We start from the raw sequence: 14,513 nt of genomic DNA, 5'->3' as shown, positions 1-14,513 counted from the left end.
TCCCTCTCAAGAAATCAGTTTTTCCAGATCATCGAGGGATAGACGTTTGAGGGCCTCCAGGGATTTAGCCAATTCATCCTGAACGGGCGACATTTCGACGCGCAGAGCCTCGATTCGCGCGCAGAACGCCTTGAGGGTATCGGTTTCGAACAACTCTTTAAGCGGCACCTTGTCGCCCAGACGTTCCTTGATCCGGGTCACCACCAGCGTGGCCAGCAACGAATGCCCACCGAGCTGGAAGAAGTTGTCCGCGAGGCCCACCTGCTCGACCTCCAGCACCTCCTGCCAGATCGTCGCCACAGCCCACTGCAAATCGCTTTGCGGCGCCTGATAGTGCTGCTGCGTCGGGCCGTCGCCCAAGGCCATCAGCGCCTTGCGATCGAGCTTGCCGTTGGGAGTCAGCGGAATGGCGTCGATTAGGTGCAAGTGGCCCGGCACCATGTGCGCCGGCAAGCGACTGGCCAGCGCATTGCGCAAGCGTTCCGCCAACACCGTTTGATCGACCACTGCCTGCGCCACCACCACATAGGCGTGCAGGTGTTTGCCGGCGGCTCCGTCCTGCGCGAGCACCACGGCTTCACGGATCTCATCCTGCTCCAGCAGCCGTGCTTCGATTTCGCTGAGTTCGATACGGAAGCCGCGAATCTTCACCTGATGGTCGGCTCGGCCGATGTACTCGATGTTGTCGTCGCCGCCCTGACGCACCAGATCGCCAGTGCGGTACAGGCGCTCGCCGTTGCTGGCGTAAGGGTTCGGCACAAAGCGCTCGGCGGTCAGTGCCGCGCGCAGCAGATAACCCCGGGTGACACCGGCACCGCCCAGGTACAACTCGGCAGGCACGCCACTCGGCAACACTTGCAACTGGCTGTCGAGCAGATAGGCCACGGTGTTCGGCAACGGCCGGCCGATGTTCGCCTGCCCCTGCGGGATGCGCAGGGTGAAGGTCGAATAGGTGGTGTCTTCCGACGGCCCGTAGAGGTCGTAGACCTGTTGCACCGACGTGCTCGCGTACAACGTGTCGACCAGGCTCTGTTTGAGCGGTTCGCCGGCCAGATTGATGGTCGCCACCGAATGCGGAATCTGCCCGGCCCGTTGCAGCGCGGCAATCGCCGACGGCACCGTGTTGATCAAGGTGACCTGTTCGCGGGCCGGCAAGTCGGCCAGCGCCAGCGCATTGTCCGCCAACACCAGGCAACCCCCGCAAGCCAGAGTGACGAAAATCTCCCAGACCGACAGGTCGAAGCAGATCGACGTCGACGCCAGCACGCCACGCAACTGTTCTTCGCGAAAGACCCCGGCCGACCACTGAATCAGCGCCGACAGGTTGCCGTGGGTGATGGCTACGCCTTTCGGTTTGCCGGTGGAACCGGAGGTGTAGATGACGTACGCAAGATTCTGCGCAGTGACATTCACCAGCGGCGCAGTTGCCGGGAACGAACTCAACGCACCCCCTTCCACCAACAACACCTGCGCACTCAAGTTTTCAGGCAGCAGCGCCAGTGCGGCCGGTTCGGTGATCAGCACGGCGGCGCGGCTGTCATCGAGCATGTGCAGCAAGCGTTCCTGCGGGTAGTCCGGATCCAGCGGCACATACGCGCCACCGGCCTTGAGAATGGCCAACAACGCCACGAGCATATCCGGCGTGCGTCGCATGCACACGCCGACGCGCACCTCCGGTCCGACGGCCAGTGCCTGCAGCTTGTGCGCCAGACGATTGGCCCGAGCATCGAGGCTTTGGTAATCGATCTGTTGTTCGGCGAACAGCACCGCATGCGCTTGCGGTTGGCGCTGCACTTGCGCGGCGAGGTGTTCCAGCACCGTGCGCGCGTCCGTTGCCGTGAGGTCAGCCTTGCCCCAAGCGATGGCTTGTTGACGCTGCGGTTCTGCAAGCAATTGCAAATCGCCCAGCGGCAGAGAAGCATCGGCGAGGAACTGCGTCAGCAGGCTCTCCAGTTGCGCGCTCAAACTGCTGATTGCGGCCGGATCGAAACTGGCCCGGTCGTAACTGATCCCCAGTGCTCAGTTCACGCCCGGTGACCGCCACCAGCGTCAACGGGTAGTTGGTCTGTTCCTGACGACGAATCGCCGAGAACGTCAGACCGGTGGCCGGGCCCTGTTGCAGCGCTTCGGCCATCGGGTAGTTTTCGAACACCAGAATGCTGTCGAACAACGCGCCGTTACCGGCACCGGCCCAACGCTGAATGTCGTAGAGCGGCGTGTGCTCGTGTTCACGCAGGGCCAGATTGACGTCCTGCACCTGTTGCAGCCACTGGCTGACGACGATCTCGGCGGACGGCGCCGCGACCACCGGCAAGGTGTTGATGAACAGACCGATCTGCTGCTCGACACCCGGCAAATCCGTCGGACGCCCGGCCACCGTGGCGCCGAACGCCACATGGTCCTGCCCGGTATAACGCTGCAACAGCACCAGCCACGCCGCTTGCACCAAGGTATTGAGGGTGACTTTCTGCTCGCGGGCGAAGCGGTTCAAGTCCGCCGTCAAGGTTTCACTGAATACATGCTCGTGATCGGCGTAACCGCTGGCTGCGTGCTGCCCGCCCGACAAGGCACCGGCCAGACGCGTCGGTTCATCAAGATCCGCGAGGGCGGTCGTCCAGAAATCCCGACTGGCCTGCTGATCGCGCTGACCCAGCCATTCGATGTAATCGCGATAACGCCCCTGCCCCACCGCCGGGGTCATGCCGGCATAACGCTGCAGCACTTCGCCGAACAACTGCGAGGTGCTCCAGCCGTCCATGAGGATGTGATGGCAGGTGTAGATCAGGTGATGCGTGGCCTCGTCAGTGCGCACCAGCGTCACGCGCAACAGCGGCGCGCCGGTCAGGTCGAAACCGTTGGCCAAGTCCTCGCCGGCCAGTTGCTCCAGCGCCGCGCTGAGGTCAGAACGACCGCGCCAGTCCTGCACGCGCCATGGCATCTGCGCACTCTGACGCACCACTTGTACTGCGGCGGCAGCGTCTTGTGGCCAGACAAATGCCGTGCGCAGGATCTCGTGGGCATCAACGGTTTGCTGCCACGCTAGACGGAAGCGCTCGGCGTCGAGTTGTTGCACATCGACACGCAATTGGTTGGTGTACGCCGGGCTGTCCGGATCGTTGACGCTATGGAACAGAATGCCCTGCTGCATCGGCGACAACGGATAGAGGTCGACGATCTCGCGGGCCGGGATCGGCAGCGCCGAGAGCTGGGCCTGGGTCAGCGTTGCCAGACTGAAGTCCGACGGCGTCACAGCCACCTCGCCACTGTCGCAGCAATGTTCGATCAAACGCTCCAGCTCGCGACGATAGGCTTCGGCCAGCGCCTCGACGGTTTCTGCGCGATACATGCCGCTGCCGAAGGTCCAGGTCAATTCCAGCTCACCGCCGTAGACCTGACCGTCAACGCTCAGCCAGTTACCCAGCGGCGCTGCCGCGTCCTGATTGGCGCCGGTGCTTTCGCCGCTTGGCACGAACAGCGCACCCGCGTCGGCGTTGAATGCGCCGTCGAACTGGCCGAGGTAGTTGAAGGTCACGCGCGGCTGCGGCAATCCCTGCAACTCGGCGGATTGGCTCAGATAACGCAGCACACCAAACCCGATGCCTTTGCCCGGCACCGCCCGCAGTTGCTCCTTGATCGCACAGAGGGACGCACCTGGCGTCGCCGCCGGTGTCAGGCGCACCGGGAACAGGCTGCTGAACCAGCCCACGGTGCGGCTCAGGTCGATGTCGTCGAACAGATCTTCGCGACCATGACCTTCGAGCTGAATCAGTACCGAAGGCTGTTCGCTCCAGTCACACAACACCCGCGCCAGGGCCGTCAGCAACAGGTCGTTGATCTGCGTGCGATACGCCGCTGGCGCCACTTTCAGCAGCTTATGGGTCAGCGCCTGACTCAAGCGCGTGCTGGCCCGGGCCGCTTGTGCGCGGGTCTGGGTGTCCTGCGGGAAATCCCGTGGCAGTTGCGCGTCGCCCGCCGCCAGGGTTTGCCGCCAGTAGGCGCTCTCAGCGGTCAGCGCTGCGCTTTGCCCGTAACGGTGCAAATGCTCGGCCCAGCTGTGCAGCGAGCTGCTTTTGCCCGGCAAGACCAGCGGCGTGCCCGCCGCCAGCGCAGTGTAAGCGTGCTGCAGATCTTCCAGCAGAATGCGCCACGACACACCGTCGACCACCAGGTGATGGATAACCAGCAACAGGCGTTGCTCAGCATTCGGCAGATTCACCAACACCGCCCGCACCAAGTGCCCTTGTTGCAGATTCAGACTGCGCTGGGCGTCGTCGGCGAGTGCCGGCAAAGCGTCCAGGTTATCCAGCTCACGCACCCACAACAGCTGCGGATCACGCTGGGGCTGTGGCATTGCCTGCCACGTGTCAGCGGACGCCTGGAAATTCATCGCCAGCGCATCGTGCTGTTCGATCAACGCCGCCAGCGCTGTGCGCAGATGCACGGCGTCGAGCGGCGTGGTCGGCTGCAACATCACCGACTGGTTCCAGTGCTGACGCTGGGCAATCGCGGTTGCGAAGAAACGTGTCTGAATCGGCAACAGCGGCAACGGTCCGCGAGCGACCGGTGCCGCCGCGACGGCTTTGGCTTCGATCAACTTGGCCACCGCAGCCAGTTGGCCGATGGTCTGTTTTTCGAACAGTTGCTTGGGGCTCAGCTTGATGCCCTGGCGTTTGGCCCGGGCAATGATCTGCAGGCTGAGGATCGAGTCACCGCCCAGTTCGAAGAAGTTGTCGCTGCTGCCCACGCGTTCAAGCTTGAGCACATCGGCCCAGATCGCCGCGAGTTTTTCTTCGACTTCACCCACTGGCGCGACGAAGTGCTGAGTCACCACGCCCGGCACCGGCAAGGCACGTTTGTCGAGCTTGCCGTTGGCGGTCAGCGGCAATGTTTCCAGCAGCACAATCTGCGCCGGCACCATGTAATCCGGCAGGCACGCCTGCAATTGCTCGCGCAGCGCCTGCGCCTGCATGGTCCGCCCCGCCGCCGGCACACACCACGCGACCAGTTGCAGACGCGTCGGGTCGTCATCCAGTGACAGCGCCAGCACCGCCGCTTCACTGATGCCGTCGAGGCCCAGCAACACCCGCGCGACTTCCGCCGGCTCCACGCGATAACCGCGCACCTTGACCTGATCGTCGGCACGGCCGATGAACTCCACCGTTTGCTGACGATTGCGGCGTACCCGGTCACCACTGCGATACACCCGCGCACCCGGCGCGCCAAACGGATCGGGCAGGAAGCGCTCGGCCGTCAGCCCCGGCTGATTCAGGTAGCCCAGCGCCACGCTGTCACCACCGATGTACAACTCGCCAGCCACCTGATCGGCGACGTTGTTCAGCACATCATCGAGCACGTAAACGTGAGCGCCGGCCAGTGCGCTACCGACCGGTACGCTGCGCGTCAGGGTCAGATCACCGACTTCATGGGCCAGCACGCCCACCGTGGTTTCACTCGGCCCGTAGTGGTTGATGAGGCGGCAGCCCGGTTTGAGCTGGCGCACGCGCTCGACCAGCGCCGGCGAGCACGCTTCACCGCCGACAATCAACGCGTGTTCCGGCAGCACGTCGGCAGCCCGCGCGGCCTGCAACAACGCGGCCAGATGGCCGGGAACGATTTTCAGCATGCCCACTTGATGCGCGGCCATGTACTCGGCAAAGCGGTCCGGATCGAAGCCCAACTCTTCCGGCAAGACATGCAACAGGCGCCCGGAACACAGCGCACCGAACAGCACGGTAAAACCAAGATCCGCAGCGATGGTCGAGACCAGCGCCATGCTGCTGTCCGCCGTCGGCGCCATCCGTTCCAGCACTCCGCGCACATAACTGCCCAGCGCACCGTGGCTGACCAGTACGCCTTTCGGTTGCCCGGTGGAACCGGAGGTGTGAATCACGTACGCCGGTGATTGCGCACACCGCGTCACGGCTGGGCAAGTGTCCGGCATTGACTGCCACTGCAACGCTGCAAAGGCGATGCCCTGACAGCCATCGACCGCCAGCGCGCAGACACGCGCATCGCCTTCGGCGCACAACAGCAGCCGTGCTTTCGCAGCGCCGAGCATCTGCTGCAAACGTGCGTCCGGCGCCTTGACGTCCAGCGGCATGTACACCGCGCCCGCCTTGAAGATCGCCAGCACACAGGTCAGCCAGTCCAGCGAACGCTCCATCAGCACTGCCACCGGCTCGCCGTCGCGCACGCCTTGGGCGCGCAAATGATGGGCCAGTCGATTGGCCGCCTGATCCAGCGCCTGAAAACTCAAGGTCTGATTCAAGTCGCGCGCGGCCAATGCTTCGGGCTGGCGCGCGACTTCACGATCCCAGTGCTGCAACACCAACAACGCCGGTTCGGCGTGTGCCGGGAGCGGCGCTGGCGAGATCAACGCAACACGGTGCAACGGTGCCTGCGGCGCTTTCAGCAATTCGCTGAACAGACCGAGCAAGGCCGGCACGAAAGCTTCGACGGTCTGCGGGCGATAGAGGTCGCTGGCATAAGTCATCTGGCCGTGAATCAGCGTGCCGTCATCGGTGATGTCCAGCGCCAGATCGAAGTGAGTGCCGTCCTTGTCCAGCGGATATTCGGCAACCGTCAGCCCCGGCAGAGCCATCGCGCGCTGTTTCTGCATGCCGACGTTCTGGTTGAACTTGGCCTGGAACAGCGGGTTGTGGCCGAGGGTGCGTTCAGCCACCAACTCGTCCACCAGTTGCTCGAACGGCAACTCCTGATGCGCCTGCGCGCCGAACGAAGCTTCACGCACCCGCGCCAGCAAATCCTCGAAACTGCCGCGCTCATCCACCTCGCAACGCAGCACTTGGGTGTTGACGAAAAAGCCGATCAGCCCTTCGACTTCAGCACGGCCACGGTTGGCATTCGGCACGCCGACACGAATGTCGCGCTGCCCGGCCTGCCGCGACAGAAACAACGAGAACCCGGCCAGCACCAGCATGAACAGACTGATGCCCTGGCTGCGGGCAAAGGCATTGAGCTGCAGGGACAGCGGCGCACCGAAATCAAAACTCAGGGTCTGGCCTTCGAAGCTTTGCGTCAGTGGCCGGGCGAAGTCCGGCGCCACTTCCAGCAGCGGATGCTCTTCACCCAACTGCTGACGCCAGTAATCGAGTTGACGCTCGCCCTCGCCGGCTTCCAGCCAGCGGCGCTGCCAGATCGCATAGTCGGCGTATTGCAGCGCCAGCGCCGGCAATTGCGGTTCGCGTTCGAGGCTGAACGCCTGATAGCATTGGACGAATTCCTTGACCATCACGTCCATCGACCAGCCGTCAGAGACGATGTGGTGCATGCTCACCACCAGCACGAATTCCTCGTCGGCCAGGGCAAACAGACTGGCGCGCAGCAGCGGCCCGTGGCGCAAATCGAAAGGCCTTGCAGTGACGGTCTGCACCTGTTGCGCCAACGCTTGCTCGCGTTCTGCTGCCGGCAGGCGGGTCAGGTCGATACGCTCCACGGCCAGCGGTTGCTGTTCAAGGATCACCTGATGCGGCTGATCACCGTCAGTCTGGAACACCGTGCGCAGGACCTCATGGCGCGCCACCAGATGATCGAACGAACGCTGCAGTGCCACTTCGTCCAGACGCCCGCTCAGGCGCAGGCCGGCGGCCATGTTGTAGGCGGCGCTTTGCGGTTCGAGTTGCCAGAGAAACAGCAGGCGCTGCTGAGCGAACGACAACGGAATCGGCGCGACATCGTGACGACTGACCGGCAGCGGCAACAGGCTGAAGTCCTTGCCATCTTCGCGCAACTTGGCCAGAAACAGCCGACGCTGTTCCAGCGGCAAGCCGACGAACCTCTTCGCGATACGTTCCGCCATGGTGCCGCTCATACTTCTTCTCCTTCCAAAGCATTCATGAACTGATCCATGTCGGACCAGTCGTCGTTCGTTGCGCCGTCAGCCAGTTGCGCCAGCACGGCGGCCAGCTCGGTCAGCAGCGGTTTCTCGAACAGGCTGCGCAGCGGCAGCACCACGCCCAATTGAGTTTTGATGCGCGCGATCACCTGCGCCGCCAGCAACGAATGGCCGCCCAGTTCAAAGAAGTGATCGTCCAGACCGACCCGCGAAACTTGCAGGACATCCGTCCAGATCTGCGCCAGTTGTTGTTCGGTGACTGTTTGCGGCGGGCGATAGTCGCCGTGCAGTTGACTCGGATCCGGCGCCGGCAACGCCTTGCGATCGAGCTTGCCGCTGGGTGTCAGCGGCAGGTTCGCCAGCAACAGCAAGTGGCCCGGCACCATGTAGTCCGGCAAATGGGCTTGCAGGGCAGCGCGAATTTGCTGACGGAACGCCGCTTGCGTCGCGGCGTTTTCGAGCGTGGCGTGATCGGCGACTACGTAGGCCACCAGTTGCTGGCCGCCGCTGAGCGGCACCGCCAGCACCACGGCTTCGCGAACGCCAGGGCATTGCTGCAGGCGCGATTCGATTTCGCCCAGCTCGATGCGGAAACCGCGAATCTTCACTTGATGATCGACCCGACCGATGTACTCCACGGCTCCGTCAGGTCGCAAGCGCGCGCGGTCACCGGTGCGGTACAGGCGCTGGCCATCGGCAAACGGGTCGGCGATAAAACGCTCGGCGCTGAGCATCGGCTGGCGGTGATAACCCCGCGCCAGGCCCGGACCACCGATGTACAACTCACCCACCGCGCCTTGCGGCAGCAGGTTCAAATCATCGTCCAGCACGTATAAACGCCGCGCGTCGAGACCGTGGCCGATCGGGATGCCGCGCCACGACACCGCGTCCGCCGTCAATGCCGTGCAATCGTGAATGCTCGACACCACCGTGGCTTCGGTCGGCCCATAGGTATTTAGCAAGCGCACATGGCCCAAACCGGCTTGTTGCCACAGGCGCAAACCGTCCACCGCCATCGCTTCGCCACCGACGTGAATCTGCCGCAGCGCACCGAAGCCGCTCGGTGGATTAGCGGCATATTCCTGCACCAGCCAATACCAATAAGCGGCCGGCAAGTCGGCCAGGGTGATGCCGTGATCGACAATCACTTGATGCAACGCCGCGCTGTCCCACAACCGCGCATCGCGCAGGACGACTGCGGCGCCGTGGCACAGCGGCGGGAAAAACTGCTCGACAAAGCCGTCGAAGCTGCTGGTGGCGAACTGCAGAACGCGATCGCCTTCGCGCAGGTCGCTGTAATCAATGGCACGGGCGATGAACTCGCTCAGCGCGCCGTGGCTGACGGCGACGCCTTTCGGGCGCCCGGTGGAACCGGAGGTGTAAATCACATAGGCGAGGTTTTGTGCGGCGACCGTCACCGGCAGATTGTCGGCCTGATCAGTGTCGGCCAGTTGCTCCAGGCACAGGCAATCGACGCCACCAAGATCCGGCAGGCTGACGAGGCTTTCGCGATCGGTCAGCAGCAGTTTCAAACCACTGTCATCAAGTACATGGCGCAAGCGTTCGGCCGGGGTTTGCGGATCCAGCGGCACGTAGGCGCCGCCGGCCTTGAGCACCGCCAGCAATGCCACCGCCAGTTCCAGCGAGCGCCCCAGCGCCACGCCGACCAGCACGTCAGGGCCGACACCGCGAGCGCGCAACTGATGGGCCAGACGATTACTGCGGCTGTTCAACTCGGCATAGCTGAGTGCCGGCGACGGCTCGGTCGCCAGAATCACTGCCGATACCTGTGGCGTGCGCGCTACTTGCGCTTCGAACAGGGTCTGCACGCTGGCGAAAACAGGTTCTGCTTCGGTGGCCTGAATCAGTTGTGCACGTTCCGCCGCCGCCAGCAGTTCGACTTCGCCGACGACTTGCTGCGGATCGCGACACACGGACGCGAGGATGTTGCGCCAATGCCCGGCCATCGCGGCAATGGTCGCGGCATCAAAAATATCGGTGGCGTAGGTGAAGGCCGCGAACAACTGCTCGCCCTCCTCACGGGTATCGAGCATCAGGTCGCTGGTGGCGGCATGTTGGCGACCGCTGCCGGCCAATTGCTCCTCAGTCAAATAGCCCACCTGCAAACCGGACTCCAGTTGCACATCGCGCAAGTCGGTCACCAGCGGCTGGTGGTTGAACATCACCTGGAACAACGGGTTGTGGCTTTGGCTGCGCGCCGGTTGTAAGGCTTCGATCAAGGCATCGAACGGCAGATCCTGATGAACCTGAGCACCGAGCGCGGCCTGACGCAGGCTCTGCAACAGATCGGCAAAACGGGTTTGTGCGGTGACTTCACTGCGCAGGATCTGCGTGTTGACGAAGAAGCCGATCAGCCCTTCGGTTTCGCTGCGGGTGCGGTTGGCAATCAGCCCGCCGACGCGAATATCGGTCTGGCCGCTATAGCGATGCAGCAACGTTTTGAACGCGGCCAACAGCACCACGAACAGCGTCACGCCCTGACGTTGCGCGAGGCTTTTCAGCGCTTGGCGCAGCGCTGCGTCGATCACCGTTTCCAGACGCGCGCCCTGATGACTGGATTGCGCCGGATAGGCACGATCGGTCGGCAGCTCAAGCAGCGGATGCTCGTCGCCCAATTGTGCACGCCAGTAATCCAGCTGACGCTCGCGCTCTCCGGCCTCCAGCCAACTGCGTTGCCACAGGGCGTAATCTCGGTAGTGCACGGTGAGTGCCGGCAATGACGGCTCGCGCCCCGCCACCAGAGCATCGTAAGTGCGCATGAATTCATCGATGAGAATGTTCATCGACCAGCCATCAGCGATGATGTGGTGCAAGGTCAGCAGCAACACATGCTCCTGCTCGGCCAGACGCAAAAGGCGCAGGCTGAGCAGCGGACCGTTCTCGAGATCGAAGGCCTGAGCGGCCTCCGCCATCATGTGCTGTTGCGCCAGCGGCCAGCGCTGGGCCTCGGGCAGTGCACTGAGATCGGTGATCGGCAGTTTCAACGGCTGCGGTTCGGCGACGCGCTGAAACGCGCGCTCACCTTCCTGACCGAAGGTGGTGCGCAAGCACTCGTGCCGCGCCACCAGTAGACTGAACGCCTGCTCCAGCGCCTGCGCTTGCAGGTCGCCCGTCAGGCGCACCGCCATCGGCAAGTTGTAAGCGGCACTGTGCGGGTCCAGTTGCCAAAGAAACCACATCCGCTGCTGGGCGTACGAAAGCCCGTCGCGCTCGGCGATTCCGTCACAGGCAGTCATGGGAAGCTGCGCAAAATCGATGCCCTCACGGGCCATGCCGGCGAGGAACAAACGGCGTTTGTCCTGTGGCAGTTCGATAAAACGACGGGCTAGTTTCTGGGCGTCTGCGGCATTCATGCATGGGGTCCTTGCTGATCGGCGGCGTGACCAGGAGACCCGGTCGTATCAACAAGAACGAATGACAAACGTGATGATTTAGCGCGCTGGCGCAACAGCGGCCCGACGCTAGGCACACAAACGCCGAAGCCGGTACGAGACCGGCTTCGGCTGCTTTACCACCAGGCGTGGGGATTGCTCAGAGCGGCCCCTGTGAATGCCCTTCCGCCATGGCGACAATCACTTTGCGCGGCCCCTCGAATGGCGAACGCGCGTGCGCCGAGAGCATGTTGTCGAGCATCAGCACATCGCCCTCCTGCCAGGGAAAGCTGATCGCGCACTCGTCGAGCACCGCGCGAATCTGCGCCAGCACCTCGTCTTCAATCGCCGAACCATCGCCGTAATAGACGTTACGCGGCAAGTCCTCTTCGTCGACGATATCGAGCAGGCTTTCGCGCACTTCCGCTTGCAGATTGGAAATGTGGAACAGGTGCGCCTGATTGAACCAGACGTTGTCGCCGGTCACAGGATGCACCGCCACCGCCTGACAAGTCTGGCGAGTACGCAACTCACCGTCGTCCTTCCATTCGCAGACAATGCCGTGGGCCTTGCAGTAGGCCTCGACGACCTCGCGATCGTCGGTGTTGAACACGTCTTCCCAAGCCACATCCAAGCCGTTGCCGAAGTTGCGCACATACATCAGCCCTTTGCTGACGAAGCGCTCGCGAATCGCCAACGGAATGCGCCGATAAACTTCACGGCTGTCGGCAATCGGCGTCTCGCCGCCGGACTTGGCGGCGATCATGCTGTAGAACCAGATCTTCATCGGCCAGTCGCGGGAATAAGCCTGCTCGTTGTGCAGCGGAATGCTCTGGTGCGCCGGGTATTCGGTGGAGGTGTACACGCCCTGCGTCACGTTGGTGCGCGGCGTCGAACCGAATTCATAGTTCAACAACGGATGGCCAAAACTGGCCGCGAACTGCCGGAACTGTTCGGCACCGTTCAGACGGAAGCCGCGAAACAGCACCCCGCCGTCGCGCAGCAGATGCTCGTCCACCAGTTCTTTCAATTCATCGAACACCGCCAACAAGTCAGTGTCCGCATCGGTCGCTTCCACCAACAACGGCAAGCGCCCCCGTTGCGGCAGCAGTGGCCGAACGGAAAATCCCACAGCAACAGCCATGACTGGCCTCCTGTAATCACTCGATAGGTGAACCGCGCGCTAAAACGCCGGTGCCGTAGCCTGCGCATGACGGCGCTGATGGACTTCCAGATGGGTCTTGATCGTGCGGATGACCCGGGCTTCGTGCTCATGAATGAAGAAATGCCCACCGGTCATCATGTCCACGGAAAAACTGCCCAGGGTTTCCTTGCTCCAGCCGATCAGTTGCTCGGTGGTCGCGCGGTCTTCCTTGCCGCCCAGCACGTGCACCGGGCAATTGAGCAACGGCCGCTGCGCCGGCGTGAAACGCCCGCACATCATGAAGTCCGCGCGCAGCACCGGCAGGGTCAGGCTCATCAGTTCTTTGTTAGCCAGCACTTCTTCGCTGGTGCCCTGAAAAGTGCGCAGCTGATCGATCAATTCCTCATCGCTGCGCGCTTCGGCAAAGCCGCGATCGTAGTCACTGCGCATCGTTGGCGCAGCAGTACCGGAAGCGAACAACGCCACCGGTTCCGGTACCCCGAGTTCGCGAAAGGCATGCGCCATCTCGCACGCTAGCAGCGCGCCGAGGCTATGCCCGAACAGTGCGTAAGGCGTCTGCAAGCCAGCCTTGTGCTCGCGGGCCAGTTGCCGGGCCAGCGCACGCATGTCGATTTGCAGGGGTTCGTCGAAACGGGCACCGCGCCCGGGCAGCTCCACCGGTTGCAAGTGCAGCCACGACGGCAGTTGGCGCCGCCAGCGGCTATAGACCATGGCGCTGGCGCCCGAATAGGGCAGGCACAGCAGTGTCAGCTTTGTCACCGCGTTTACCTCAATAGGGTTATCTGTAAAAGAGAACGGATGAGATAGCGCGGGAATTAGTCGGTTAGCCGATCACTTCAGATGACGGAAACTCTGCACCGCCGATGCGAGGACTACCGCCCCGGCTGCAATCGCCAGCCAGAAGCCGCTGCGCGCGCCGAAGGCATCGACCAGCGCACCTGCGCCGGCGGCGCCCACCGCCACGCCGATACTCAAACCGGTCACCAGCCAGGTCAGGCCTTCAGTGAGCTTGGCCGGCGGTACGATGCGCTCGATCAACGCCATCGCCACAATCAGCGTCGGTGAGAAGAACAGCCCGGCGACGAACACCGCCACCGACAATCCAACAATATTGCTCGCCAGCAACAGCGGCAATGTGGTCACCGCCGTCGCCACTCCACCGTACAAAAACAGCTGCGGCAACGGCAGCTTCGAGCGCATCGCACCGAACGCGATACCGGACAGGAAAGAACCGATTCCGTACACCGACAACACGATGCTCGCTGCCGCCGGCTGCCCCTGTTGCTGGGCGAACGCGACGCTGACCACATCGATCACGCCGACGATGACGCCCATGGCGGTCATCAACAACAGCAGCCATTGCATGTCCGTGGAGCGAATGATCGAGCCTTGATGGTGTGGCTCATGCGGATGCACCGAGGGCTCCGTGCTGCGCTGGGCGACAAACGCGGTGACGCCGACCGCCAGCATCAACAGTCCCGCCAGTGGTCCGGCCTCGGGAAACAGCGTCACGCACAGCCCCACCGACAGCGGCGCACCGACGATAAAGCAGACTTCATCGAGTACTGACTCCAACGCATAAGCCGTCTGTAACTGCGGCTGGCCACGATAGATCTCCGTCCAGCGCGCCCGCACCATCGCCGACATGCTCGGCATGCACCCGGCCAGTGCGGCAAAGATAAACAGCGTCCAGTTCGGCGCCTGCAACCGCGTGCACAGCAGCAACAGCAGCAGCGCCCCGCCGCCGATCAATGCCGATACCGGCAGAATGCGTCGCTGCCCATAACGGTCAACCAGACGCGATACCTGCGGCGCGCAAAACGCTGTGGCCAGGGCAAAGGTTGCCGCCACCGCGCCGGCCAGCGCATACCCGCCCTTCAACTGCGAGAGCATGGTGATCACGCCGATACCGGTCATGGAGATCGGCATGCGCGCGATCATTCCGGCCAGGACAAAATTCCGTGCGCCGGGGGCGTTGAACAATTCGCGGTAGGGGTTTGCCATGGACTGCAGCCTCATCAAGGGCCGCCAAGTTGCCATAGGGTCGGGTGGCGTGGAAGCAGGGAATTGTTGGTGGAATGTGAAGGTGCGAAGCCCCGGG

The 14,513-nt window shown here is 63.1% G+C and carries 6 protein-coding genes; all 6 read right to left on the bottom strand.

The genetic code is table 11. The annotated features are described in order from the left end of the window. Nucleotides 1-6: 6 nt before the first annotated feature. The 6 genes from AB4O11_RS18235 to AB4O11_RS18210 all read right to left on the bottom strand — a co-directional run bounded on the left by AB4O11_RS18235 (nt 7) and on the right by AB4O11_RS18210 (nt 14,416). Nucleotides 7-1,767: an amino acid adenylation domain-containing protein gene (locus AB4O11_RS18235; RefSeq protein ID WP_460131107.1), complete on the bottom strand. Its 1,761-nt coding sequence runs from the start codon at nt 1,765-1,767 to the stop codon at nt 7-9. A 76-nt stretch (nt 1,768-1,843) separates the two neighbouring features. After that, complete coding sequence (locus tag AB4O11_RS18230) at nt 1,844-7,819, bottom strand: amino acid adenylation domain-containing protein (protein WP_460131105.1); 5,976 nt, start codon at nt 7,817-7,819, stop codon at nt 1,844-1,846. A gap of 8 nt (nt 7,820-7,827) precedes the next feature. After that, a complete protein-coding gene (locus tag AB4O11_RS18225) occupies nt 7,828-11,229 on the bottom strand; it encodes an amino acid adenylation domain-containing protein (protein WP_460127757.1) in 3,402 nt (1,133 codons plus the stop codon). A gap of 178 nt (nt 11,230-11,407) precedes the next feature. Further along, nucleotides 11,408-12,391 carry a TauD/TfdA family dioxygenase gene (locus AB4O11_RS18220; protein WP_099758494.1) on the bottom strand — a complete coding sequence of 328 codons (984 nt, stop codon included), beginning with the start codon at nt 12,389-12,391 and terminating at the stop codon, nt 11,408-11,410. Nucleotides 12,392-12,430: 39 nt separating this feature from the next. Next, entirely contained in the window at nt 12,431-13,171 is a 741-nt protein-coding gene (locus AB4O11_RS18215; RefSeq protein WP_116255258.1) for a thioesterase II family protein, read from the bottom strand. Between the two features lie 72 nt (nt 13,172-13,243). Then, nucleotides 13,244-14,416, bottom strand: coding sequence for an MFS transporter (locus AB4O11_RS18210; protein ID WP_093431924.1), 1,173 nt, complete (start codon nt 14,414-14,416; stop codon nt 13,244-13,246). Nucleotides 14,417-14,513: the final 97 nt, after the last annotated feature.

This window comes from Pseudomonas sp. H1_D05 (assembly GCF_054682705.1).
This window is presented reverse-complemented; position numbering and strand designations above follow the sequence as displayed.